Origin of the sequence: Phaeobacter sp. HS011 (assembly GCF_018101215.1) — a bacterium.
Classification (GTDB): domain Bacteria; phylum Pseudomonadota; class Alphaproteobacteria; order Rhodobacterales; family Rhodobacteraceae; genus Phaeobacter; species Phaeobacter inhibens.
In genome coordinates this window covers 248665-275016 of record NZ_JAGEUF010000001.1, presented here as the reverse complement: position 1 = coordinate 275016, position 26352 = coordinate 248665, and the positions used below count along the sequence as shown (strand labels likewise).

21 protein-coding genes are annotated in these 26352 nt (G+C 61.0%); 8 read left to right on the top strand and 13 right to left on the bottom strand.

Translation table 11 applies throughout. From position 1 onward, the window contains the following. Positions 1–42: 42 nt before the first annotated feature. Genes J4721_RS01295 through J4721_RS01285 form a run of 3 tightly spaced genes read right to left on the bottom strand, consistent with a single transcriptional unit; the run spans position 43 to position 4354 of the window. Complete coding sequence (locus tag J4721_RS01295) at positions 43–1527, bottom strand: aldehyde dehydrogenase family protein (protein ID WP_102859736.1); 1485 nt, start codon at positions 1525–1527, stop codon at positions 43–45. Continuing rightward, on the bottom strand, positions 1524–2699 hold the full coding sequence (locus J4721_RS01290) for a mandelate racemase/muconate lactonizing enzyme family protein (protein WP_102859735.1): 1176 nt from the start codon (positions 2697–2699) through the stop codon (positions 1524–1526). The genes J4721_RS01295 and J4721_RS01290 overlap by 4 nt, the downstream gene beginning before the upstream one ends. Then, positions 2696–4354: a GMC family oxidoreductase gene (locus J4721_RS01285; RefSeq protein ID WP_211001932.1), complete on the bottom strand. Its 1659-nt coding sequence runs from the start codon at positions 4352–4354 to the stop codon at positions 2696–2698. The genes J4721_RS01290 and J4721_RS01285 overlap by 4 nt, the downstream gene beginning before the upstream one ends. A gap of 93 nt (positions 4355–4447) precedes the next feature. Here J4721_RS01285 and J4721_RS01280 point away from each other — a divergent pair, with 93 nt between their 5' ends. Then, complete coding sequence (locus J4721_RS01280; RefSeq protein WP_247655752.1) at positions 4448–5353, top strand: LysR substrate-binding domain-containing protein; 906 nt, start codon at positions 4448–4450, stop codon at positions 5351–5353. A 68-nt stretch (positions 5354–5421) separates the two neighbouring features. Further along, positions 5422–6738 carry an MFS transporter gene (locus J4721_RS01275; protein WP_211001930.1) on the top strand — a complete coding sequence of 439 codons (1317 nt, stop codon included), beginning with the start codon at positions 5422–5424 and terminating at the stop codon, positions 6736–6738. A 45-nt stretch (positions 6739–6783) separates the two neighbouring features. On the opposite strand, the gene J4721_RS01270 is transcribed toward J4721_RS01275, so the two are convergent. Then, positions 6784–7257: an Lrp/AsnC family transcriptional regulator gene (locus J4721_RS01270; RefSeq protein ID WP_211001929.1), complete on the bottom strand. Its 474-nt coding sequence runs from the start codon at positions 7255–7257 to the stop codon at positions 6784–6786. A gap of 88 nt (positions 7258–7345) precedes the next feature. On the opposite strand from J4721_RS01270, the gene J4721_RS01265 reads away from it, so the two are divergent. Then, on the top strand, positions 7346–8062 hold the full coding sequence (locus J4721_RS01265; protein WP_014881648.1) for an AzlC family ABC transporter permease: 717 nt from the start codon (positions 7346–7348) through the stop codon (positions 8060–8062). Further along, a complete protein-coding gene (locus J4721_RS01260; protein WP_014881647.1) occupies positions 8059–8358 on the top strand; it encodes an AzlD domain-containing protein in 300 nt (99 codons plus the stop codon). Before J4721_RS01265 ends, J4721_RS01260 begins: the two co-directional genes overlap by 4 nt. 84 nt (positions 8359–8442) lie before the next feature. Here J4721_RS01260 and J4721_RS01255 read toward each other — a convergent pair whose 3' ends face one another. Further along, on the bottom strand, positions 8443–11109 hold the full coding sequence (locus tag J4721_RS01255) for a methyl-accepting chemotaxis protein (RefSeq protein WP_211001928.1): 2667 nt from the start codon (positions 11107–11109) through the stop codon (positions 8443–8445). 100 nt (positions 11110–11209) lie between these two features. Beyond that, complete coding sequence (locus J4721_RS01250; protein ID WP_014881645.1) at positions 11210–12370, bottom strand: ABC transporter substrate-binding protein; 1161 nt, start codon at positions 12368–12370, stop codon at positions 11210–11212. A 230-nt stretch (positions 12371–12600) separates the two neighbouring features. Between J4721_RS01250 and J4721_RS01245 the strand changes: the two genes are divergently transcribed. Continuing rightward, positions 12601–13665, top strand: a complete 1065-nt coding sequence (locus J4721_RS01245; protein ID WP_371816052.1) for a glycosyltransferase — start codon at positions 12601–12603, stop codon at positions 13663–13665. Here the strand turns inward: J4721_RS01245 and J4721_RS01240 are convergent. The 3 genes from J4721_RS01240 to J4721_RS01230 are packed head-to-tail and all read right to left on the bottom strand — an operon-like array spanning position 13569 to position 16800. Then, a complete protein-coding gene (locus tag J4721_RS01240; protein ID WP_211001926.1) occupies positions 13569–14750 on the bottom strand; it encodes a glycosyltransferase family 1 protein in 1182 nt (393 codons plus the stop codon). The genes J4721_RS01245 and J4721_RS01240 overlap by 97 nt on opposite strands. 3 nt (positions 14751–14753) lie before the next feature. Beyond that, positions 14754–15722: a glycosyltransferase family 2 protein gene (locus tag J4721_RS01235; protein ID WP_247655750.1), complete on the bottom strand. Its 969-nt coding sequence runs from the start codon at positions 15720–15722 to the stop codon at positions 14754–14756. Next, entirely contained in the window at positions 15712–16800 is a 1089-nt protein-coding gene (locus J4721_RS01230; RefSeq protein ID WP_211001925.1) for a glycosyltransferase family 2 protein, read from the bottom strand. Before J4721_RS01230 ends, J4721_RS01235 begins: the two co-directional genes overlap by 11 nt. Before the next feature lie 175 nt (positions 16801–16975). Between J4721_RS01230 and J4721_RS01225 the strand changes: the two genes are divergently transcribed. Together J4721_RS01225 and J4721_RS01220 are read left to right on the top strand one after the other, a co-directional pair. Then, positions 16976–19054, top strand: a complete 2079-nt coding sequence (locus tag J4721_RS01225) for a GumC family protein (protein ID WP_371816051.1) — start codon at positions 16976–16978, stop codon at positions 19052–19054. A gap of 7 nt (positions 19055–19061) precedes the next feature. Further along, complete coding sequence (locus J4721_RS01220; RefSeq protein ID WP_211001923.1) at positions 19062–19829, top strand: hypothetical protein; 768 nt, start codon at positions 19062–19064, stop codon at positions 19827–19829. Between the two features lie 28 nt (positions 19830–19857). Here J4721_RS01220 and J4721_RS01215 read toward each other — a convergent pair whose 3' ends face one another. Genes J4721_RS01215 through J4721_RS01205 form a run of 3 tightly spaced genes read right to left on the bottom strand, consistent with a single transcriptional unit; the run spans position 19858 to position 23693 of the window. Beyond that, on the bottom strand, positions 19858–21144 hold the full coding sequence (locus J4721_RS01215) for an O-antigen ligase (RefSeq protein WP_211001922.1): 1287 nt from the start codon (positions 21142–21144) through the stop codon (positions 19858–19860). Beyond that, a complete protein-coding gene (locus J4721_RS01210) occupies positions 21128–22435 on the bottom strand; it encodes a glycosyltransferase family 2 protein (RefSeq protein WP_211001921.1) in 1308 nt (435 codons plus the stop codon). The genes J4721_RS01215 and J4721_RS01210 overlap by 17 nt, the downstream gene beginning before the upstream one ends. Further along, entirely contained in the window at positions 22428–23693 is a 1266-nt protein-coding gene (locus J4721_RS01205) for a glycosyltransferase family 2 protein (protein WP_247655749.1), read from the bottom strand. Before J4721_RS01205 ends, J4721_RS01210 begins: the two co-directional genes overlap by 8 nt. A gap of 183 nt (positions 23694–23876) precedes the next feature. Between J4721_RS01205 and J4721_RS01200 the strand changes: the two genes are divergently transcribed. After that, positions 23877–24791 (top strand): sulfotransferase domain-containing protein, encoded by a 915-nt coding sequence (locus tag J4721_RS01200; RefSeq protein WP_211001919.1) that lies wholly within the window; start codon positions 23877–23879, stop codon positions 24789–24791. A 35-nt stretch (positions 24792–24826) separates the two neighbouring features. Here the strand turns inward: J4721_RS01200 and J4721_RS01195 are convergent, their stop codons facing one another. Continuing rightward, complete coding sequence (locus tag J4721_RS01195; RefSeq protein WP_211001918.1) at positions 24827–26125, bottom strand: family 16 glycosylhydrolase; 1299 nt, start codon at positions 26123–26125, stop codon at positions 24827–24829. Positions 26126–26352: the final 227 nt, after the last annotated feature.

Sequence of the window (26352 nt, the reverse complement as noted above, 5' to 3'; positions counted from 1 at the left end):
GTCGATTTTCATCAATTCTGCACCCAACCCTAGCGCAATCGGTCAAACGGCCAACGTAACTGCCTTGCTTCTGGTGTAGGCATCCAGACCTTCCAGCCCCTTCTCTCGCCCGAACCCCGATTTTCGATTGCCACCAAACGGCAGCTCAATACCGCCCGCCCAATAGTCATTGACTGTCACCTGCCCGGCATCAACCCGCCGGGCCATACGCAGCGCGGTCGCGATATCCTTGGTATAGATACCGGCAGCCAACGCAAACTCGGTGCCATTGGCCAGTGCCAGCGCCTCAGCCTCGTCCTCAAAGACCTGAATTGCCAACACAGGGCCAAAAATCTCCTGCAGGACGGCATCATCGTTGGCTGCAAGGTCATCCAGAATGGTTGGTGCATAGAACCAGCCCTTCCCGCTCTCAACATCGGTCAAAATCTCGCCACCGGTAACAATCTCGACCCCGCGCGTCCGGGCGCGGCTCACATGATCGTCTATCTGCGCCAAATGCCGGGCTGAGTTTACCGCTCCGATATCCGGCCCGCGCAACCCGTGGCCAACCCGCAGCCTCTGCGCCCGCGCGACCAGCTTGTCGCGCACTTCTGCATGAAGACTGCGGTGGATCACCAGCCGCGAACCAGCGGAACAGATCTGCCCCGCGTTCGAGAAAATCGCCCACAATGCGCCCTCAACCACAGCGTCCACATTCGCATCACCAAAGGCAACAAGAGGGGATTTGCCCCCCAGCTCCAGCGTCAGCCCGGTCACGTTGGGGGCCACGCTCTGCATCACACCAACCCCAGTTGCCACCGAACCCGTGAAGGTGACATGCCGCACACGGGGATCGCGTACCAACGGCGCGCCCGCAGCAATTCCGGTGCCGGTCACCACATTGACCACGCCCGCAGGCAACCCCGCCCGGATCAGAAGATCGGCAATCATCAGGGCCGTGAACGGCGTTGTCTCTGCCGGTTTAACGACCGCGGAACACCCTGCCGCCAGCGCCGGTGCAATCCCGCGAACCAAGGTCGAGGTCGGATAGTTCCACGGCACGATATGCGCGGTCACGCCCACCGGTTCACGCAGGGTGAACGCGGCATTGTCATTGCCGAGGTTCACGCTGCGGCCATCCAATTTGTCCGCAGCACCGGCGTAATACTCCAGCAACCGGGCAGACCCCGCGATATCGCCGCGCGCCTCCGCCAGCGTCTTGCCGCTATCCACGCATTCGACAACGGCCAGATGCTCCGCCTCGTGCCGCATCAGCCGGGCCGCTTCGTTCAGGATGGCGCATCGCCGCGCAGGAGGTGTGGCACTCCAGATCTCAAATCCTGCTACGGCGCTGGTCACCGCATGATCGACATCAGCCGCATCGCCCGCAGCAAAGTCAGCAAAGGCAGTGCCCCGTCCGGGGTCGAAACTCTCCATCCGCCCCCCGGCTCCGGGCGCAACAGCGCGCCCATCAATGAAATGATCACGCGGCAGATCGGGCAGCGCTCCGGTATCAAAATAGGCGGCAATCAATCCATCAGCGCTCATGGGGTATCCTCACTACAGGTGTATTTCGACGTGGCCAGCCACTCAGGATTGATCTCGACGCCCCACCCGGGCACCTCGCTGACCGTGGCCTGCCCATCGCAGATCACAAACGGATCGGTGACAAAGAGATCGCGCTGCCAGGGGTAATAGTCCTCGCCCTCGATGGAGAACTCCAGATAGCGCCCGGGCAGATCAACGGCGCGCATCATATGCATCGTGAACAGCGTCACCATCGACAGGTTTGCGCAATGAGGCGTGCACGGCAGCCCGGCCGCAGCGCCAAGCCGGGCAACCTCCATGCTCCGCGTCATCCCACCTAGATAGAGAATATCAGGCTGAATGATATCAACCGCGCGCATCTCAATCATACGGTGCCAGGTCTGCAAATCCCAATCCTGCTCACCACCTGCAACGTTCAAATCCAGCGCACGAGTCACCTCTGCGGTCTGCTCCAGCATCCAATAGGGGCAGGGTTCCTCAAAATGCTCATATCCGTGATCCTGCAGCAGCTGCCCCACCTCAATCGCGCGTTTGGGCGAGAACCCGGAGTTGCCATCAACCAGGAGCGCCACCCCCTCCCCCAGAGCCGTGCGAATCTGGGGAATGATTGCCTCTGTCCGCCCCGGCCATTCGTCGCGATCTTCGCCACATTCGGCGCCAACCCGCACCTTGAAGGCATCAAACCCGAAATCATCACGCAGCGCTTTCAGCCGCTCCGCCTCATCCTTGGGCGTGATGTCGCGGCGCATCGACGACGCATAGGCGCGGATCGGACCCGATGATCCCCCCAGCAATTCCGCAACAGGCTTTTCCGCCACCCGACCGCGCCAATCCCAGACCGCTGTATCAAGCCCTGCCATCGCACGCCGCAAATAGGTGCCGGGATATTTGTGCTCTCGCAACGGGATCTCCGCGATCACCGCCTCCATCGCATCCATACCCCGCCCCAAAGCCCAAGGTGCCACTTGCCGATGCAGGATCTCGCAGGTCAGATCGCTGTTGTAGGTCGAAACCTGCCCCCAGCCCTGCCGCCCATCCTCAGAGGTCACCCGAACAAAGCCGACAAGTGGGCTGCAAAAGGTCTCAATACGACGTATTCGGGGACCGCTGTCCTCTTTGCCACGACCGGCCCCAACGGGGACGGCGCCGGATGCTGAATAGGGCGTGGTCATGTCGCCTCCAGAATAAGATCCGCGGCCCGATGGGCCAGCATCATGGTCGGGGCATTGGTATTGCCCGAAGTGATATTGGGAAAGACAGAGGCATCCACCACCCGAACACCGTCAAGCCCATGCAGTTTCAGCTTCGGACAGACAACACTCGTGCTGGCATCTGTGCCCATCCGGCAAGTGCCGACGGGATGAAACACCGTGCCACAACGTTCGCGAAAATCAGATAGGATATCCGCATCCGCCATCTGTCGCAGGTCCGTCCCCATCGCCGCTTCGATCAGACCATCCAGCGCCGGGGTTGTGGCCAGCCGTTGACAGAGCCGCCCACCGGCAATGACCTGTGAGCGATCTTCCTCGGTTGCGAGCGAATTGGGCCGGATCAGCGGTGCTGCGCTAACATCAGCGCTACAGATATCGATCCGCCCCCGGCTTGTCGGGCGGCTCGGCTGAAAGCCGAGAATAAACCCGGCAAAGGGATCAGGCCGGATCACCTCGCGCGTGCCCTCCGGTGTTGTCGTATAGGTCACCGGGTTGAAGTAGAGTTGCTGATCAGGCCGCGTCAGCGACTGCGCGCTTCGGAAATAGCCGCCACATTGGTTCACCGACAGCGCCAGCGGCCCCCGCCGCCACAGGGCGTAGTGCAGCGCCGCGCGGATCTTCCCCGTCAATGGCGACAGGACGTTATTCAATGTCGGCTCGGTGGCGCGGAAATAATAGTTGATCCCCAAGTGATCCTGCAGGTTGCCGCCAACCTGCGGCTGATCATCAACGATCGCAATTCCATGTCGCCGCAACAGCTCCGCAGGCCCAATGCCGGATTTTTGCAGCAGCCCGGGCGAAGCAACCGCGCCCGCAGAAAGAACGATCTCCCGTCCCGCCGCTATCGACATGGATTTTCCCCGCCGCCGCACCTGAACCGAAACAGCGCGGCGCCCCTCAAAGGTGATCCGTTCGACCAGTGCGTCAGTCATCAAGGTCACGTTTTTACGTTTCAACGCAGGGGTAAGAAACGCCCTTGCGGAATGCATCCGCCGTCCGCCGCTGGTATTGATCCGATAGGCCGTCGCACCTTCGCCACCCGGATCATTGATATCATCGGTTCTTGGCAGTCCCAGTTCAGCCGCCGCCGAAAAAAAATGCCGGTTCGCCGGATGGATCTGATCCGACACATCCTGCACATGCAGCGGGCCGCTCCCGCGGCGTTGTCCATCCGGCGCAACCTGAGTTTCCATCGCCTCGTAGCTCTGCCGGACGGACGTCCAGCCCCAGCCTGTGGCACCTGCGGCCTCCCAATCGTCAAAATCCTGGGGCAATCCCCGCGCATAGACCAGCGCATTGATCGCGCCGGAGCCGCCAACACACTTGCCGCGCGGCCAATACCCTGCGCGCCCGGCCAGCGCTTCCTCGCGCACGCTTTCGTATTTCCAGTTCACCGCCGGATCGAAGAAGGTCTTGCCATACCCCAACGGCAGCGCAATCCAGGGAGAGCGCCCGCGCCCGCCGGCCTCCAGGATCAGCACCTTATGCCGCCCGGATCGGCTCAGACGGTCCGCCAGCACACATCCAGCAGATCCCGCACCAATAACAATGTAATCAAATCCCGTCACTTGCCCGACCGCTCGCATATCTCCTGTCGTCAGATCGTTACAAAGCATGCGACAAATCCAGAAACGAAAAATAATTCGTCAGCACCTTAAAAAAATTCGCAGCGAGGGTATTCTGACCGCATGTATCGTGATCTCCCCCCAATGACCTGGCTCCGCGCCTTTGACGCCAGCGCCCGCCACGGCAGTTTCACACAGGCTGCGGAGGAGCTCGGCCTCACCCCCTCAGCGGTCAGTTATCAGGTGCGCGGGCTAGAGGCGCAGTTGGGGCACAAGCTGTTTCACCGCGACCACAAATTGCTCAGCCTGACCCGTCTGGGACATGCCTATCTTCCAATCGTGGCCAAAGCATTTGCGGATATCGGCGCCACCACCTGGAATCTCTTTGGCAACGGGGTCCAGCAGGAGGTGACGCTCCGCTGTCTTACCTCGCTGAACCTTCTGTGGCTGATGCCGCTGCTTGAGGATTACAAAACACGTTACCCTGACAGTCGGCTGCGGGTGCTGTCGTCCTCGTGGAGCGAATTGTCCCAAGGGGAAGCCATCGATATCGACATTCGCTATGGCGATGGCAGCTGGCGCGATGGAGCCGTCGTACCATTAATGCAGAACAAGGTGATTGCGGTTGCCGCACCCGGCCTGCTTGGCAGCGCACCTTATCCCGATCTGCACAGGTTGCCGCTGATTGAAATGACCGGTGTCGTCGACACTTGGCGTCATTTCTTTGCGCGCCACAACCCAGAGGCCGCAATCCCTGAACCAGCCTACAAAGTCGACCAGTCGCTGATTGCCCTTGAACTTGCCGATCGGGGTCTGGGGGTCGCCTTGGTGGCCGATGTGTTTGCGCGCCCCTATCTGGACCGTGGCACGCTGCTGCGCGCCAGCCCTGTGGAGCTTTCGACCCAGCATGGGCATCATCTGGTACTGCCGTCTGATCGCAACAGCCACCGCCCGGAGGTCAGGACACTTGTAAGCTGGCTGCAATCTCAAGCCCGAAACAGTGCTGAGCTGGTTCGCGCCGCGATTGCCTCATCACCGGCGGACAGCTAGGGTCAGCGACGAGCGGATCAGATGGGCGAACCGACTCATATCCTGACAATAACGTACCCTGGGTCGGCATGCTCTCTGTTCTCGCAAATCGAAGCTATCGCCATCTTCTAGCTGCCCAGATCATCGCGTTGCTGGGAACCGGGCTTGCCACGGTCGCGCTTGGCCTGCTGGCCTGGCAGATCGCTGGCGAGCAGGCAGGTGTTGTTCTTAGCACCGCACTTGCGATCAAGATGCTGGCCTATGTCGGGTTGGCGCCTATCGCCTCCGCCCTTGCAGACCAACTGCCGCGACGCGTCATGTTGGTATCGCTCGATCTTATCCGCGCCGCTGTTGCGCTCGCTTTGCCCTTCGTCACCGAGATCTGGCATATTTACGGTCTGATCCTTCTCATGCAGGCGGCCTCAGCCGGGTTCACGCCAACCTTTCAGGCCACCATTCCCGATGTGCTGCCTGATGAAGCCGAATATACCCGCGCGCTATCTCTGTCACGGCTGGCCTATGATCTGGAAAGTCTGCTGTCGCCAATGCTTGCTGCAGCCCTTCTCACCGTCGTTAGTTTCCCGGTGCTGTTTACCGGAACCGTGATCGGGTTTCTTGCCTCCGCTCTGCTGGTGGTCTCGGTGCCGATCCCGTCGCCGCAGCCCAGCCCCCCACGCAGCATCTGGACCCGCACAACGCGCGGTATCCGGCTCTATTTCGCCACCCCAAGACTGCGCGGTCTGCTGGCATTGAATCTGGTGGTTGCAGCGGCCTCCTCGATGGTCATCGTCAACACCGTTGTGTTGGTCAAGGGTCACTTCGCGCTCAACGAACCTCAGGTTGCCATCGCACTGGCGGCCTTTGGCGGCGGCTCAATGATGGCCGCCCTCCTGCTGCCACGGGTGCTGGATCATATGCCGGATCGCCCGCCCATGCTGGCGGGTGGCGCGCTGTTGACCATCGGCCTGTGGATCGGCCCATGGGCCGACAGCTTTGGTCTTCTGGTGGTTCTTTGGGCCCTGCTCGGATTTGGCTTCAGCTTGGCCCAGACCCCGACCGGCCGATTGCTGCGGCGGTCTGCCCTTCCCGAGGATCGCCCCGCCCTGTTTGCGGCCCAGTTTGCGCTCAGCCACGCTTGCTGGCTGCTGACCTATCCACTCGCCGGGCAGATTGGCGCGCGCGCCGGGTTCGACGCCACGTTTCTGCTGCTGGGGACGCTCGCAGGCGGCGGATTGCTGCTCGCCGCAAGGCTTTGGCGCGACGATGGCGGTCTCGCGCATCAGGCTGAGGCCGCTACGCATGATCACCCTGACCTGCCCGCAGATCACCCACATCTGGCTACCTATGGCCATGGGCCGAACCATCGGCACCCGGTGGTGGTCGACGATCTTCACCCGCGCACCTGACCGTGCTGATCTGCGATCCGCCGCACAGACGGCAAGGTCAGCTCCCTAAATATCCAGCGGCAGCTCCTGTGTGCTTTTCTCCGTCGAAATCACAATTGAGGTGCGGAATTTACGCACATTGCTGTCAGCAAAGAAAAACCGATGGGTGAATGCCTCGTAGCCCGCAATGTCCGGCGCCACCACAACCATGACAAAATCGGCATCCCCCGCGATGCAGTAAAAATGCAGCACCTGCGGATCAATCCGCGCCTTTCGTTTGAACGCGTCAATCTGTTCCAGCCGATCCCGTTCCAATTCCACCGAAACAATCGCGGTAACGCCTAGGCCCACCTTCTGCTGATCAACCAGCGCGACTTCCTTCTGCAGGACACCTGCCTCGCGCAACCGCCGCAAGCGGCGCTGGACCGAGGCCGTGGACAGACCGCTTCTCTCAGCCATCTGCTGCACCGTTGTACGTGCGTCCCTCTGCAGCTGTGTCAGCAACATGCGGTCCGCAGAATCCACATGATCATCATGCATCACATTCTCCAAAATAATGATCTGAAGGTATCACAATATAAGATCATGGGCCATATGGCGCATCACTCACTGGTGATAAACCCATGGAATGACACATCACACACCGCAACGACATACCGCTTCACTGACCCAAGGCGCGCTGGCAATCCTGCCACTGGCACTGGGCGCATCGCTTTATGGTTTTGCTTTTGGGGTTTTGGCAGCCCAGATCGGCTTTCCCTGGTGGGGGATCGCCACGATGAGCGGTCTGGTTCACGCAGGCTCTTCGCAGATTGTTGCGGTTGAACAATTCTCCAGCGGCTCGGCCCTTCTCGGCGCGGTGCTGGCCGGTGCCGCACTGAACCTGCGCTACATCGGGATCGTGGCCTCGCTAATACCGCTGCTGGACGGGCTGCCGCTGTGGAAAAAACTGCTGGCGATCCACATGACCGGCGATGAAAACTGGGCCCTGACGATGGCAGAGCGGGCCAAGAACCCGCAGATTGGCGCAGCTTTCCTGATCGGCTCTGGCTGCGTGATGATATCGGTCTGGACCCTGTCAACGGCCCTCGGCGCGCTGGTCGGGTCAAGTTTCGGCGATCTGGAGCGCTTTGGTCTCGGCTTTGCCTTTACGGCTGCCTTCATTGCGATGGCCCGAGGCCTGTGGAAAGGAACTGGCGATCTCGCGCCTTGGACGGCAAGCTTTGTTGCCAGTTTCGCCTTGGTCGTCGCACAGGTTCCCACAGCCTACGCCATAATGATCGGTACATTGACCGGCCTTGCTGTTCTTCTCCTTAACCCGCGCAGAAAGGTACCGGCGCAATGACATTTAACGAATGGGGATTAATTCTGACCCTTGCGGCGCTGGCCTTCGGAATCCGGGTTCTTGGGCTGGTCGCAGGCAATCGGGTGCAGCAATCACGCTTTGCCCCGCTGCTGGGGCATTTGCCAGGCTTGATCGTGATCTCGCTGGTTGCGACATCCTTGGCAAACCAACCGCCCCAGACATGGGTCGCAGCGGCCATTGCTCTCGGTATCGCGGCGCTGACAAACAATGTCATCTGGACCATGGTTGCCGGGGTTGCAGCCTATGCTGTGCTCTCCCACGCCGCATTGCTATGATGTGAAATTGCACGTAAAAAACACCCGCAGCGGTATCAGCCACTGCAGGTGTCAAAAGGTCGAACGGGCCGACGACGGAGATCGTCATCCGGTCATCTGCCAGTCGTCAGGATCCTCATCCCATCCATCCGGCTGGGTCTCCACAGCAGCAGCCGGTGCATTGTCCTCCGCCACGGTGAAGTTTGATACCAGCTCCGCCAGCTTGGTCGCATCACCGCGCAGCATATGGCTGGCCGCAGTGGATTCCTCCACCATCGCCGCGTTCTGCTGAGTCACCTGATCCAGCTGCGACATGCCAATATTGATCTCATGCAGACCAGTAGACTGCGAGGCAGCACCATCGGCAATCTCGGAGACCTGCTGCGAAATCTGCCCGACCTGGGCCACGATATCACTTAGGGCGGTGCCAGCCTTGCCCACCAGTTCGACACCATAATCGACCTTTTTCGAGCTTTCGCTGATCAGCGTCTTGATCTCCATCGCCGCCTCGGAGGTGCGTTGCGACAGCCCCCGCACTTCGGAAGCCACAACAGCAAAGCCGCGACCGGCATCGCCAGCACGTGCCGCTTCAACCCCCGCGTTCAGCGCCAGAAGATTGGTCTGGAACGCGATATCATCAATCACGCCAATGATCTGCGCGATATGTTTGGAGCTTTCCTCAATATCAGTCATGGCAGAGACCGCGCTGTTGACGACGCTGCCGTTCTTTACGGCTTCGCTCTTTGCATCTTGGGTGGTCGCCTCAACGGCCCGCGCACCATCGGCGGCGGATTTCACGCTGGCAGTCAGCTCATCCAATGCGGCGGCGGTTTCTTCCAGCGTCGCAGCCTGGCTTTCCGTGCGTCGCGACAAATCATCAGAAGCTTGGCTGATCTCATCCGCACCGTTGCGTATGGACGAGGCCACATCCACCATATCCACCACCGTTCTGCTCAGTGTTTCGACCGTCAGATTGAAATCGGCCTGCAGCTGCGCATAGCCTTCCGTCAGCTCTTCGGTGATCCGGGCCGAGAGATCGCCCTGGGCCAGCCGTGCCAGACCATTGCCAATAGCCGTGACTGCAGCGGTCTGCTGGGCCTGATGAGCGGCCCGCTCCTCTTCTGTGGCTTTAGACAGCGCCTCTTTTTCGACAAGACCATCGCGAAACACCGTCAGAGCCTGTGCAATCCGGTAGATTTCGTCGCTGGTCCGATCAAACCCGTTGATCGGGCTCAGATCACCATCGGCAAGCCGTTCGGTGGTGCGGCTGATCGCATTCAGCGGGCGTTGAACCAGCCAATGGGTCAGCAGCAATGCCATCACCAACAACCCGGCGGCCATCATCAGCAACCGTTCGATATTGGCATAGGCCTCATCGACCGTCACCGCAATATCCGCGGCCATATAGGCGATTTCGCCCCGGCTGCCTGACCCCAGAAGGGACGCCCGGCTGGCAATCTGCAAGACTGCATTTGCCGTTGCATTGGCCTCCTTGGTGGCATCCGCATCCGCCGTGAGCGACGCAATGCGGAAAATCGCCAACCCCTGATCCGGCTCTGCCATAGTGATGATTTCATCGAGCTGGGTCGCAAGCCGCCCATCGTCAAACGTCTTATACTCGGCCAGGGCCGCTGCCGCTTGCTCCATTGGTTCCGCCGCAGCACGGGTCTGCGCAATGCTCTGCGCAGTTACCACATCCAGTGCGGCAACCTGAAAATTACTGATCCAGGTGTTGATCTCCAGCAGGGTATTGAGGAAGCCAACTTCGTTGGTCAGCAGCCCCTGAATGGCTTTCTTGCTGTCGTCGCTGGCATCTTCAGCCGCCAGTGTCACCTCAAACACCATATCATCGACCGCCGTCGACAGTTCCGTATCGCTGGACAGGCGTGCACTCAGTACCTCCTGGCGCAGCGCATTGGACTGAAGCCGCCCGCGCGACACCGCCTTTTGCAATACAGCGGCGGCGTCCCGAATGGCAAAGATCGGCACCACACCGGGTGCCTCAACCTCCAGAATATCGATGACATCGTTCAGGCGACCATCCGACGCCTTTGCCAGATCCATCAGGATCGACTGCATCGCGCGGTCCTCGGTTTCGCCAATCGCCAAGGCGATACCAGAGATCAGGTTGATCTCCGCCCGCGCCTGCAGCAAGGATTGCAATGTGGCGAATTTGACTTCGACCAGATCAACCAATGTTGCGTCAACCGCAGACATCGTCTGTTCGCCGCCTTTGGAAAGGTTCGAATAGGCGTTATCCGCCATCTCGGCGAGGGTGACCTGCATGGCACTGCTAAGGCCTTGAAGCTGTTCCATCATGGCGATCACCGCAGCGGCATTCTTAAACGCGACGGTGCGCGCCGCGATCGAGGCTTCCAGCGCCTCTTCAACCATAACGACATCGGGTTTGAATTCATCACGCAGCACCTGCGGCAGCTGCTCTACCGCGCCGTCCAACGCCCGGACCGCTGCGGTCACATCGCTTTTTGCGAAGTCGAGCGAGCCCGGTGTCTCCGCCAGCATAACCGCAACCATCGCGTCTTTCGTCCGGGCCGCCGCAGCAGTCATCTGACCGCTGAGTTCCAGTTCTGGAAGCTTGTCCTCGGTCAGTACATGCACATCCGCAGACACCTGCTCAAACGCCTGTGTCACAGCGTATCCAATCGCCGCCGAAGTACCCGCCATCGCCAGCAGGATGAGAAACATCTTGGCGCGAATACTAGACAACGGGTTCCACCGCCGTGTCGCGCGTTTACGTGTCTGCGTGGTCATAATTAGTCCCGTAAGTCATTAAAACTACTAGGCTCTGCCCGAAAAACCGGACAGACGCAGGGTCGTCGAGGCACCGAATGTGCCTCGACCAATTGCTGCGTTAAGATTCACCACCCGCGACGACGGGCTGAAACCCACCCTCTTTGGTGATATGGGTCAGGAACACATCGTCCATGCCCTGATTGTCATCCGGGCCAAAGCGCATGGTAACACCGCCAAAGTCCACGTCGCGCAGTCCCGCCATGGCCGCGAGATAGCTGTCACGGGTCAGATCCGCGCCGGCGTCTTCCAAGGCACGGATCGCCAGACGTCCGGTCAGATACCCCTCCAGCGTCACAAAACCCGGCTCGGCGTCAGCATCGACGGCTTTCAGTGCTGCCTGATATTGCGCCACAACAGGCAGCGACTGATCCCATGGGAACGGCACAACCTGGCTGATGATGACACCCTCGCCTGCGTCGCCCAATTCCTTTGCCAAGGCATCGGAGCCGACGAAAGAAATGTTTACAAAGGTCGGGTTGAACTTCAGCTTACGTGACAGCTTGATGAACTCAGCAACCGGCTTATAGGCTCCGACCATCACCACCGCATCAGGTTTTGCCTTGCGAATGGTCAGCAGCGCCTTTTTCACGGCAGTGGTATTGCGCGTATAGGTCCCTTCGGCCACCAGCGTCATGCCGCGCTTTTCCAGGGCGGCGGTCACACCGGCCAGACCAACACGGCCAAACCCGTCATCCTGATACAGAAGCGCGATCGATTTCATGTTCTGCTCATCAACCAGATGGGCAATCCAGGCCTCAGTTTCCGCGGCATATGTGGCCCGCACATTGAGGATATTCCCATGGCTGGCATCGCGCAGGAAACCCGCCCCGGTGAAGGGCCCGATGAAGGGCAGCCCAGCCTCGGTCGCAATCGGCTGCGTCGCCGAAGCGGTCGGCGTACCCACGGCCCCAATCAGGCCGATGTGCTGATTATCCGCAATCACCTGTTTGACCAGCGCCACAGACTTATCCGGTTCATAGCTGTCGTCCATGCTATCCAAAACGATGTTGCGCCCGTGAACACCGCCAGCAGCATTCGCTTCAGCGAAAGCCGCCTCCAGTCCCAGCTGCATGCCCTGACCCAGCGCCGCGGCCGGCCCGTCAAGCGCAGCAACCTGCGCAAAGCGCACCTCAGTCGAAGAGACCCCCTGCTCAGCCAGTCCAAGCGATGGCACCGCCAGAGCCAGAACCGCCGCAGTCGTTAGTTTTCTTAGCAACATCGTTTACTCCACCTTCAAATACATCGCAGCAGCCTGTCGCCTAGCCGTTAACAAAGCTTCCAGCCGCAAGAAGAATGTCATGCAAAATACGCAACGCATTTTAACGATCCTAGGAAGCCGTCGCCCCCAGCATGCATAAACCGTCGACGTCACCCGCCACCGCTGTTAGATTGATCGCGCTCTATTCCCGATCAAAACGCAGGACCCTCCATCGTGAAGATCCCTTCATCGTGAAAATCCCTTTGTTTTTTGATGGCTACGACCTCAGGGCCTATGACTTTCCGGGTGGGCAAAACCTGTCACAGCTGCGCGAGCGCCTGCGCTATGGCTATCGGCTGATGAAGGGGGCGCAGCCCCGCACCGGGTTCTATGTTGCCTTCAAAAACCTCGCCAAAAGTCTGCAAATTCTGGACCACGACGTGGTGATAAATGACTTTGGCTTTGCGCGCAGGCACCCGGATCACCCTATAGGGCTGAGTGGCTATCTCCCACCACTTGCACGATTTGGACTGCAGAACCCCGCTATTTACGGCCCCGGCCGGGTTCCCGATCCAACAGAGCTTGCTGCGATTCGCAGCCAGCTGGACCTAAAGGTGGTGACCTACCCGTCGACCTGGCCCATCCAGCTCAATCCGATTGAGACCCGCGCCCAGTTTGCGCCGATGTTCGTTGGTATCGACACGGATGCCTGGCCCGATATGTCCGGCACGACAAAATCCATTGATGTGCTGTTTTACAACAAGGTGCGCTGGCACCGGAAAACGGCTCGTGAAACTGACCTGATCCAACCGCTGCGCGATATTCTGAGCGCCCGTGGTCTCAGCTGGCAGGAGCTGGACTATGGGCACCACACACCCGCGCAATACCGCGATCTGGTCAGCCGCAGCCGTGCGTTGTTGTTTTGCACCGAACACGAGACGCAGGGTCTTGCCTATCAGGAGGCCATGTCGGCCAATCTGCCCGTTTTTGCCTGGGATCAGGGAGAGCTGGTCGATCCCTCTCAGCGCGCTCTCGCACAAGGGAATGTCCGTCCCAGCGCCGTCCCCTATTTTGATGAACGCTGTGGGCTGCGGTTCCAGATAGAGAATATTGAAGAGCAGTTTGATCGGTTCTGGACTGCACTGCCAAACTATCGTCCCCGCGACTACGTGTTAGACACCCTGTCCCTGCGGCGGGGAGGGGAGCGATTCATGTCGCTTTATGCGCCTCTTTTCGACCGCGGGGCACCCGCATCGGAGCTGCACGGCTCCACCCCCGCCGAGGCCAGAAGCGCCACCACATCTGCCGGGGTTTGACGGAACACCGTCTCCGGCAGCTCGGCAATCCGCTGGCGAGCGGCGGCAATCTCCGATGGCGTCAGATCCTGTAGACATCGGATCAGCGCCTCTGCGTCTGCGCTCCCCAAGGTCCAACCCTGCCCGGTCGCCTTGATCTTGTGACCGGTCTCAGTCCCCGACACCGCGATCACCGGACAGCCATGCCAGCCCGCCTCATAGATCCGATTGGGCAGCAGCAAATCCGAATTGCCACTCTGCAGGGGATCGCCCATCTGCCAGAGATCCTGCGCCCAGACGACATCGCAATTGTCGTAGCAGGCGGCAAGACCATGGGGATAGGCATAGGCCCCGTGGAAAATCACATTTCCAAGGCCAGCGATCCGGGCGTGAAAATCCGGAAGCACATGGTCGTGGATCTTACCATGAATATGCACTTCAACAGCTTGACCCATCTGTTCTGCCACACACAGCAGCAGCTCAAAACTCGGGCGACAGCGGATGGCCCCAATCCAGCCCAACCGCAGCGCATCCCCCCCGGACACCCGGTCGGTCGGCACAGGGCGCGTCATGTCCTCAGGCACGACCATCTTGTTTTCAACCAGGTGCCAAGGGCCCGAATAGCCCTGAACCGGCGCAAAATACCCGGTGTAGAATCCGGGCGACGACAGCCACAGAACCTCCGCCCCCGCCATCAGGCGCCTCTCACCCCAGCGCGCCATTCTGGATTTGAGGCTTGCGCCCTCAAACAGCGAATGGATATCCAGCACCTCATAGGCGATTGGCGCGGTAGCACCGCAGCGCAGCCGCAGAGCGGCCGCCAGCGCCAGCATATCGACATTGCGCGCCACCAGCAGATCGGCCTGCTGCACCAGCGGCGCCAGCCGTGGATCACGCAATGCCGTGGCCAGCGCCAGCCGCCCGCGTCGCAACAGCCCGTGTTGGCCGATTTCGCCCAGATCAATATTCTGCCAATTCACCATCGGCAGCGGCCCCTTGCGCGACGCGACCGAGATCACCTCATGCCCCAGCGCCTGAAATGACGCCAGCCGCCGCAGCTGGGCCACATCGGTCAGATCAGAGGCAAAGCAGACCAGCCGCGCCATGGCTCAGCCCTGCACCCGCTCGGACCCAGCTTCGTGATCCGCGCGGCCGCCATAGATTCTGGGTTGCGGCAGGGCACAGCATCCCGCAAGCACCCCCAGATGCAGCACTCCGCGCAACAGCCAGAAATTGCGGCGTGCTTCGGATGGTAATGCTGGCAGCGCAGCACCGGCGCAATAGACCACCTTCGCCATCGCAGCACCTGCCAGTCGTATCCGCGCCAGTGATCCGGGCGCGCCAGACGCATAGCTCTGCCCCATGCGGAACCGCCGTTTGGCCAGCCACCCAAGACGCAACCGTTCTGGGGCCACCTCTTCAAAAACCGGGGCCTCAGCACAGACCGCAAACCGCGCGCCCATATGCGACAGCGCAAAGAAATAGGCCGTATCCTCGCCGCCGCTTGTCCCGCGATCCAGATCGAACACCTCCCCCTCCCAGGGCTGGCCCGCAAATCGCATCAGCGCATTGCAGCTATGGGCCGTCTGCGGTTGCTCGGCTCCGGTCTGCATGGGCCTGCGCAGTTCTGGCCAATTGCTGTGCCAGTCCTGATCCACCATCCAGCCCGGCGCATCCGTAGGGTAGCGCGCGATTGCCGGGCCTGAGATCACATCTGCACGGGTCTCCACCGCCCGGCGCATCAGCTGTTCGATCCAATCGGCAGGCACCACCTCGTCATCATCGACAAAGGCGATCCAATCGGACTGCCGTTTGCGCGCCAAGGCCAGGCACGCATTGCGCGCAACCGAGATATTGCGCGCAGGCGCATGGATGTAGCTGACCGGCCAGGAGGCTGTCGTACCCCGCACCCAATGCTCCGAGGAGGGAGCCTCATCATTGTCGGCAACAACAATATCAATCGTGTATCCCGTCGGAGCGCGCAGCGCGGCCAGGCTCTCCAGCGTCGCCACAACGCTGCGACGCCGATAGGTACACAGCAGGATTGAGATCCGCTCCATCATTCTCTCATCCTCCATCCCGCTGCGTCCGGCTTGTCTGCCCTGAGGCAGATCGAAGACCAAACCCGATCATCCTCCGCAGCAGCCCAATCGCCCAGGCCATATGCATCACCACTAGGGCCACCCCGGACCAAACCCCAATGGCTCCCAATCGAAGACACGCCACCACCGTCACCGCCAATACTGCAGCCAGATAAACCAACGGCCAGAGCAGCGCGACTGGCCAGACAGCGGCGATCGCCAGCGCAATAACGCAGAGGACGAGGTTCAGCACCGGCGCCATCTGCCGCAACCGCGGTCGCATCCGATGCTTGATCAGTGTCGCAGCGCGACCGGCACCGTAGTTCTGATACTGACGCCACAGTGCCGCGGGCGTGCTACGCATCACATAGCCAAGCCGCACATCGCCCGCCAGCCAGATCCGGCCGCCCGCAGCGCGCAACCGCCAGTCCAGCTCGGCATCCTCATTGTGGCTAAAGGCAGCATCATACCCCCCCACCTTGCGAAACCAGTTCAGATCCATCAGCGCATGATGGCCATGGTCGACATAGCCTGAGGCCCGCCCCCCGCGATGGGCTGCCCCGCCGGACCCAAACGGCGTATCCACCACCCAGGCCGCTGCCCTGCCAAAGCTGCTGGCCCCCTGAGAATCCATTGCCACCACAACCGACACCGCATCCTCCGCCAGCCGAAATGCCGCGAGCAGAGCGGTTGCGTAATCTGCCGGATAAATCGCATGGGCATCACACCGCAGCAGTAGGTCAAAGCCCTCCCCGTGATTGACAACAGCGCGGTTGACCGCCGCAGACTGGAGCCGCTCCGGGTTATGCAACATATGTATCGGGCACGGCGCTGTCTCGGCAAAGCGCTGGACAATCGCAACCGTCTCATCCGTGCTGCCACCATCTGCCACCACCAGCGATGAACGTGCCGGATCGCGCAGCAATGGATCACGCAGCAGGCTCTCAAGGCAGGGCAGAATGGCCTTCGCTTCATTCAAGGTCGGGATCACAACCAGAATACGCAGATCCTTGGGCGCAGACACAGGGCTGGCGCTCGTGGCGCCCTCTTTGCCGTTCTGCCCGCTGCTGCCCATGGTGTTTGTTCCATTCCGTGTTATGGACCTGTCTAGCGGATCTGATTATGCTGCAACAGATTGATTTTTGCGCGCAGTCTAATGAACTTGGACCTGCCACCTACTTGCCACCTCTGCGGCGTCGCGCAGCGCAGGGCGGGCCGTGGGCAAACCAACAACGATGGGGTCAACCAACGTGTCCACGCCTAAGACGTCCTTTGCCGCTGATGACGGTCAGGAGGTGCTCGATCTCGGCGCCATTTTTGCAATCATCTGGCGCGGGCGCTGGGTGATCGCGGCCTGCGTGCTGATCGGTCTGATCGTTGGCATCTGGCGGGCCTATATCGTCGCAACCCCGCTTTACGGAGCCGAGGTGCAGCTGGTGCTCGACCCCCGCGATGAAAAAGTGGTGGATATCGAAAGTGTGGTCAGCAGCCTCTCCGCCACGGATGAGGTGATCCGTACAGAGGTCCATATCCTTGGCGGGCGAGAGCTGGCCGGTCAGGTTGTCGATCGGCTCAATCTGATCTCTGACCCGGAATTCAACATGATGCTGCGCGATCCCGGCTTCAATCCGGTGCAAGCGCTGAAGGACATGATCAAAGGCATCCTCGGGATGCAGGTCTATGATACATCACTCACCCCCGACCCTGCCTTTGTCCGCGAGAAAGTCATCCAGACACTTCTGGCCAACACCCGGGTCGTCAACATCCCGGACACCTATATCTTTTCAATCTGGGTGCTGAGCGAGAACCCTTTCAAGGCGGCGGACATCGCCAATGCCTTTGCCGATACCTATGTCGAAAATCAGGTGGCCGTGAAACTGAATGTGACCGAACAGGCCACCGGATGGCTGGCGGAGCGGGTGACGGAACTGCGCAGCCAGCTGGAGGTGAACGAGCGCCGGGTCGCCGATATTCGCGCGCAGGCCGACGTCACCAGCCCGGCGCAGCTGATCGGTCTGGAAAACCGCCTGATTTCGCTACGCAGCGCCCTGGCCGAACGGGCCGCAGAGGTCGCAGAGCAACAGGCCGCACAGACCGAACTCACCAGCCTGCAGACAGTTGAGGAACAGCGTGTGGCTGCCCGGCGCAACGGCTACGGTGCCATTCTGGCGCGGGCAGATAATCCACAGGATGGCTGGCGGAGCGTTCTGGCACAACTCGCCCGTGACCTGCGCGAGGCCGAAGCGAAGGAACAGGCGATCCGCCGTTCCATGGCCGATCTGGAGATCACAATCGCCACCCAAAGTGATGCGCTGACCGAAGTGGTGCAGGCCGAACGGGACGCCGAAGCAAGCCGTCTGTTGTTTGAGAATTTTCAGAACCGGCTGCGTGAAACCTCGATGCAAATTGGCCTTCAGCGGGCCGACAGCCGGGTGATCTCGCGCGCGTTCCCACCCGATCGCCCTGCCCTGCCGAACAAGGGCCAGATCTTGATTCTGTCAGTCTTTCTCGGCGGATTTCTCGGTACGGTGCTGGTGGTGGTCTTGCAACTCTCCCGCGCGCGCCTGCATTCCGCGGCGCAGATCGCAGGGCTAACATCGGTGCCGGTGATCGCCGTTCTGGATCAGTTTTCACAGAAAATCCGCCCCGAACAGGCCAGCGCGCTTGGCCCTCAGACCCGCGATGGCGAGGCCATCCGCAATCTGCGCACCACGCTGCTGATGGCACGGGGTGATGTACCGCCGCAAGTGGTTGTCTTCACCTCCGCCGAGAGCGGCGACGGCAAATCCACCCTGTCAGCGGCCATGGCCCATAACATGGCGCAGATCGGTAAATCCGTGCTGCTGGTCGACGGCGACCTGCGCCGACATTATCTCTCGGACCCGCTGGCGGATGGAAACAGCAAACCGGGGCTGTTCGACGTGCTGTCCGGGCGCTGCGATCTGGCAGAGGCGGTGCTGCCCGGCGCACTGGGGCAAGCCGATATCCTGCCTGCCGGCAGCGTCTCCGGCAGTGCGGCAGATCTATTAAGCCAAGGCGGCCTGACCGCGCTTTTGTCGGTGGCCCGCAGCCACTGGGATATCATCATCTTCGACACCCCACCGATTTCCGTGGTCCCCGATGCGCGGATCATCGGCCAGCACGCGGATCTGCTGATCCTTCTGGCGCAGTGGAACACCACCCGGCAGGCCGTCTTTACCGATGCGCTGCGAGAGCTGGAACAGGGGGGGCGCAGCCCTGACGGCATCGTTCTGACCAAGGTGAAAGCCGCTGCAAAACCGCTCTACGGGGCGACCAAACGGTCCCGCGACCGTTATTACCACGGGTGATGGCCGGATGCAGCTTGCCTCCCTTCTCCGCAAGGCCCGCATGGCCAGCCGCCGCAGCCTCGGCCAACCGGTCCTGAACTATCAGGTTCTGGGTGAGCGCTGTTCCGGCACCAATTTCCTTGACCAGCTGATCCAGCAGAACTTCGCCGCGGCGCGCCCGCGCTATGAGATGTGGAAACATGCGTTCCCCAACCTCATCGCGCTGCCTGCTGATGTGCTCTATGTGGTGATCTTCCGTGATCCGTTCCAATGGCTCGAAAGCATGTACGGCAAGCCCTGGCACAGCGTGCCAGAGCTGCGCGATCTCTCCTTCTCCGCGTTCATCCGCGCCGAATGGCGCAGCGAAATCGACGTGCCTGCATGGTTCGATCTGCCAAAGACAAGCCCCTGCAAAGGCCAGCCGCTCAATCAGGATCTGCACCCGATCACTGGTGCGCCCTTTGCCAATCTGCTGGCCCTGCGACAGGCCAAGGCCGAGGCGCTACTGTCCCTGCCGCAGCGCGGCGCACGCGTGATCTACACCACCCATGCTGCCATCAGTCAAAACCCGGAAGAGATCATCGCCCGTATCGCCAAAGAAAGCCCGGCGCCCCGCAATACGCGACTGGAGATCCCGCAGGGGCATTATGGCTGGTCATGGTCCAATCGCGATGTGAAACCGAAGACGGCAGGCCGCCTGATCACACCGGACGACCGCGCCTGGATCACCGCTCAACTTGATCCAGCACTTGAGGCCGCGATGGGCCTGCCGCTTGGCTCTGAGCCCGCCGCTTAACGCGTATTATACTAGGATACGGGCCCGATCAGATCCGAGGCGGCACATCCCGCCAGCGTCCCAGTGCCCGCCCGGCATAAATCCAGGCCATGGCGATCAGCATATGCCGGATCGAGTGTTCGTTATAAATCACATTGTCCGACAGCGCCGCGACCAGATTGATCAATACGTAGAACAGGTAATACCCGGAGGTCACGCTACCGTCCTGCAAATACCAGCGAAAACAACGGATCACGACGGCGATCAGCAGGCCGAAGAAGGTTACCGCCCCCAGTAAGCCATTGCCCACCATCAGCTCGATATAGCTGTTGTGGAACCAATAAAGACCCTCGTCGACATAGGCCTCAATATACAGCCGCGCATAGGACGGCACCGACCAGAAGGCCCCAAACCCAACGCCCCCAATCGGCGCTTTGGCGATCTCTTCCAGCCCAAAAGCCCAGATCACCGTACGCCCGGTCAACGTGCTGTCCTTGCCCAAACGCTCCAGCAGCAACCCCAGCGCGTCAACGCCCGAGATATAAATCGCGAGCGGCACCAGAAACAGCACCATCAGCGAAAATAGCAGCGCAACCCGTCGCGCTGTCCCGCCCCAGCGGCGGATCCACAGCACCGGCACATAAATCGCCAGAATGGCAAATGTCACATAGGCCCCCGCTGATTGAGCCATGCCCAGCACCGGGATCATCAGCGCCGCCGCAAGCATGCCCAATATTGATAGCCGCCAGTAGAATCCCAGTGTCACCAGCCCATGCGCTGCATTCACCGTCGCCTTGGCGAGGGAATTCTTATGCATATAGATGCCCTTCAACGCTCCATTGGGATGAAACGCAGGCGACAGAAATGTCATTATGGAATTCAGATAAGACAACGCCACGCCGGCCGCCGAGGTCAGGCTGACCACGATCATCGTATGATGCGCCGGAATAGCCGAGGCGATGCGCACCGCGATCAATGTCGTCATCGCCAACTGAAAGCTGCGATAGGCGGTGACTGGCGGGTTGACGCTCCACAGGGTGGAGGCCATCGCAATGACACAGGGCATCAGCACCGGCCAGGCCTGCCACAGGATCGCAGCACTCTGCCGCCAGTCGCGCAGATACCACAGGATCGTCAACGCGTAGAGCGCCATCCAGCCCGGTGACTGAAATCCCAGCCGATAGACCACCCCGGTGCCCGACATCGCCGCCAAAATCAGATAGGCCATATGCAGATGGCCACGCGTCAACCACCAGCGCCCTGCCCCGCGCCGCAGCACCGACGTCGGCCTTGGCTGCCGCTGTGGTTCCTGAAGTGGCTCAACCGTCAGTGTCATCTCGCCCTGCGTTCTGCTGTTGATCTCCGCTGCTCTCCACCGCTACCCGCTCGCTGCCTGCCGATCCAGCCATAGCACATGCAGAGCCCCGTGCCCGCGTCCCATTGGCAACATCAGATGCCCCTGCTGCCAGTGTCCGGACAGTCGGCACCATCCAGAGCGCCGATTGCCCCAGCGCGTCAACCGCCTCGGCCTCAACCTCCCTGCGGGAGGCCTCACAACACATCCGCGCCCAGACCGGGGCCGCAGCGGCGCCAAGATCCAGCGCGCCGTCTGCATCCATAGGTAAGGTGATACCCCCGCTGCGGCCCCCAAGCCGCCAGCGCTGCGGTCGTCGCCACAGGCGCGAGGCCGCGGCCTGCACTTTCAGCTCCATCCGGTTGCGCAACACCGATGCCAGCCAGGGCAGATGATCAGGGCGCATCACCGCACGCCGCAGCGCCCGCGCTAAGTGACCCGCCCGCACATCCCGTGCCAGCTCCAGCTGCGCGTGCCGCCGCAGCAGCGCCCGCCGACGGACATGCGCCAGTTCAGCCAGATCCGCGCGCGCCTGTTGCTGCACCAGATCATCCAGCACACCCATCTGAGCCGTCAGATCCCGGGGCTCATTGCGATAGGAGGTTGAGGCCACATGACGGCGATAGAGATAGGCTGCCATCGGCAGCACCCACATCTTCGCGCCCGCCAGCACCAGCCGCAAGTACAGGTCGTGATCCTCTCCGATCCGCAGCCCTGGATCATAACGCAGGTCGTTCAGAAAACATTTTCTAATCAATGGCTTGAGATATCCAATATGACTGATACCTTCAGGATCTACGCCACTCAGAACCAGATCTTTCAAATTCAGCATCCGGGCCACTTTCGGGGCGTGTCGGCCCAATATGGTCGCGCCCCGCGCCATAGGCTGCCCGGAAAACAGGATCATATCGTCGGCGACCACATCTGCCGCCAGATCCCCCGCCGCGTTCAGCATCATTTCCAGCCGTCGGGGGTGCTGGCTGTCGTCGCTGTCGCAAATGGCAACCCATTCCCCCCGCGCCAGCGCCAGCGCCTCATTGCGGGCTATGGCCGGACCGCCACTGTGTGACCGCCGCTGCGCCCGGATCCGCGGATCGGCGGCAACCGCCGCGCGGATCACCGCCCAACTGTCATCCTCCGAGGCGTCATCGATAATAATCAGCTCCAGATCTGTCAGCGTCTGCGCCAATACCGCCCGAATTGCCAACGGCAGATACGCCGCAGCATTGCGGCTGGCCATGATCACTGAAACCTGCGGCCGCGAGTCAGCCATCGCGCTGGCCCTTGGGCGGCGGGAGATCTGACACCACAGGTCCGCGCGCCCGGATATGCACCGCCGCCGGGACCCGCCAAGCCGCCGACACTCCCGCAGCGTCGCCATAGGTCAGCGTCAGCGTCCCCCGTGATGCGCGATGGCACAGATCAGCCCAAAGCGCGCTTTGGCCACCATCTGCCTCCGGCGCCGGGACCGCGATCCGCGTGCCAGCACTGTCACCCGTCAGCGCAGGGCCAGCCCCATCAGGCCCGACCAGATGAACCACCTCCGCTGACGCGTCAGATGCCCGCTCAACCTCTTGGCCGCGCTCGGGACCACGTGCCTTGGCCAGGGCCACCCGCGCCAATTGCAAGACCAGATAGGGATCCCGTAGCAGCTGCCCCGCAGCAGATATCAATCGCCGTTTTTTCAAATCCTCTGCCAGCGTTTCAAATGCCAACCGCTGCTGCAATACCCGCCGCCTATTGCTCAAAATATGCTGTATTTCAGTGTGTTGATCCAAATTTAGCCGATCATGCAAACCCTCCAGCGCCGCAAGCGACGCCACGACATGTGCCCGACTGGAGCGATAAGATAAGGACTGCGGATGCCGCCGGTATAGGTAAAGCGCCTCTGGCAGCAACCACAGACGTCCACCCTGTAGCAACAGCCGCAGATAGAGATCCTGATCCTCACCAATCGTCAGCGTTTCGTCGTAGCGCAGCCCACTTAGTGCCTCACGTCGGATCAAGGGCTTGATATAGCCCAGCTGCGCGCCGGCCTCTCCCGGCTCCGGCACCCGCAGCATCTCCGCAGGACCGATCTGGCGCGGCATTTCCCATCGCTCCGGTCCGAACACGCTGCGCGGCGCCGCCATCGGCTCGGTTGCAAAATGGATCATATCATCGGCAACCGCATCGGCGCCCAACGCCTGAGCCGCCAACAGAAGGCGGCGGAGCCGGTCCGGGTGCATGATATCGTCGGAGTCGCAAATCGCCAGCCACGCCCCCCGCGCAACAGCCAGCGCCCGGTTGCGCGCTGCGGCCGGGCCGCTTGGCGTTTCCCACAGCAGCACCCGCACACGGGCGTCCTGCGCAGCGGCGTCTTGCAGGATCTCAACCGACCCATCGCTGGAGCCATCATCCGCCACGATCAGCTCCCAGTCATCGTAGGTCTGCGCCCGCACAGACGCCAGTGCTGCGCGCAGGTAGCGCGCGCCCTGATGATTGGCCATGATGATCGAAATCAACCGCCCCTGCCCCGCCAGTTCCTGCATAGATCTGCCCATTCTGCCCCGAACATGTTTAGCACGCCGCCCCATAACGAGACCAGATCCGAACGCGGAACCGGCCGGATCACGGCCCAGAGGCATTTCCCGTGGCACGGTGTCATCAAACTGCTAAGACTGACGGCCAAGAGACGCCGCAACGCAACCGCCGCCCCTTCGGAAAGATCCGCCATGACCGACATGCCCGCAGCGCCACAGCATGACCACCAGACCGATGCGAACCTGTCACGGGTCGGTCCAACCATAGTGGGGATCGGCGCGCAGAAATGTGCCTCCACCTTCATCCATGCCGCCCTTGGTGCCCATCCGGACGCCGCCGTGTCTGACCCGAAGGAACTGGATTTCTTCAGCGCCTATTTCGATCGTGGGTATCAGTGGTATTGCAGCCATTTCGCCCATGGCGCAGACAAACCGGTCAGGTTCGAGGCCTCCCCGTCGTATTTCTACGATCCGCGCTGCCCCGACCGGCTGAACGCCTTTGATCCCACGATCAAGGTGGTCTGCCTGCTGCGTGATCCGGTGGCCCGTGCCTATTCCAATCACCTGCATGAGGTGATCAAGGGGCACATTCCTCCGCTCCCCTTTCATGAAGGGCTGGCCAACAATCCAGCCTATCTGGAACAGGGGCTTTACAGCCGCCACTTGGGTCGCTGGCTGGCCGCCCTTGGCCGCGACCGTGTTTTGGTGATGCTAGCGGAGGAGATCAGCGCGGATCCCGTCACCGCAGCGCAGAGAGTCTATCGGTTCGCAGGACTGGACGACGGCCATGTCTCACCAGTGCTGCACGAACGCCGGAACGAGAGTGACCGCGCCCGCTTGCCGACCCTGCGCCGTGCCCTTCGTGCCGGGGGTGATCAGTTGCGCAAAGCGGGCTTTGAGGATGGTCTGGCACGGCTAAAATCTACCGGTCCGGTATCGGCTCTGCTGCGCGCCAATAGCCAAAATATGCGCGATGTTGTGCCGCCCCTCGGGGAAGACGATATCGCCAGGCTACGCGCCTATTTCGCCGATGACCTGCGCCAGCTCCCGGCATTGCTGGGGCGTGACAGCCTGCCCTGGGAGAGCTGGCGGGCCGTGGAACACTGAAAACATAATGTACACATATGTACATTATGTTTTACTCAGAAGAGAATGGCGTCCTGCGCGATAAGCAGATCTAGCGTCAGCGCCTCTGCCCTGTCATCAATCACAGCAACATTAATCCAACCATCGTCCTCTTCGACCTGCAAAAGATCGCGTGTCCCACGGCCGCGTTCCCCATCCAGCCAGCGCAACTGCTCCGCACCATTAAGGTTGAACCGGGTCAGATCCAGAGTGTCCCCATGGGACAGGGTAAAATCATTGACCCGATCAGCAGGACCGCCCTGGCTGAAGATGAAGGTATCCGCGCCACCCCCGCCCCGCAGCTGATCGCGACCGATACCGCCATCCAGCACATCCTCTCCACCGCCACCGGCCAGTCGGTCCTTGCCACGACCGCCAAAAAGAAAATCATCGCCATCCTTGCCGCGCAGAATATCGCGGCCCTTGTCCCCATAGAGATGATCTGCGCCGTTATTACCAACCAGTTGATCCGCGCCGGCGCCGCCATGGATCAGATCTGCTCCATCGCCGCCAAACAGATCCTCGGCCTGATCGGTACCCACCTGCTCGGTCGCGAAGTTGGGCGTGCCCTCCTGCTCCTGTCCCGGCAGGGACACATCGGCAATCACGGCAACCAAGGGCGGCGCGTCCGGATCTGGTGTGCCCGCCCAAGCAGTTTGATTGTCAGACACCGCCCAGAGGTCAGCAAAGCTTTTCACCGCGCCGGAATACCACAATCCACCCGGCATATCCGCTCCGCTCAATTCAGCAAGGACTTCACCATCCACCCAAAAAATCGCAGCCGTGCCGGTTAGCTCAATTTCGTAGGTATGCAGCCCCGCAGCCGCATCAAAGCCAAGATCGACAACCAGTGGCCCCGCGGGGCCGTCCGCCAGACGCACGCGGCTGCCGTCCTCTGCTTCCATATGAATGCTCAATTGCACCTGACGGGTATTGGCGCCGACAAATTCGAAATCAAACTCTAGCCAGCGGTCATTGCGATAGTCCTCCTGATAGAGGAACATGCCGAAAACCGTACCGTCCTGCATCTGCGGCGCCTGCGCTGTCCAGCTCCAGGTGCCGGTCTCATGGGCGGCTTCGGATTGCATTTCCCCGCCGGTGAAGGTCCGCTCACCCGCGCCGCTCTCAGATGTCAGATGCAGCTCAACCGCGCCATCGGCATTGATCTGCACATTGTCCTTTGACCATTTGGTGTCTCGCGATTGCCCCGCGTTCCAGGTTGACACCAGCCAATCGTCGTCATCGCGGACCTGACCCGGAATCCGCAGATCCACGGTCGGGGTCACGTCTGCCTGCGCGCTGTCGGTTGATGCCATCTCGATCACTCCAAACCTTCGTGCCGCTTGTGACGGCGTTGCCTTGGGTTTGGTTCTCGGGGCGAACGATGGCAGGATTGTGCCTTAATTATCGCGCATTAATGCCCCATTCATACAGTTTAACGCAAACTCAAGAACAGTTTTAGAGGGTTGTTTTTTAGTCGAATTGCACAGCGCAGCGGGACCGTCCATTGGACAGCCTGCAAATCCCGATACAGCACATCCCC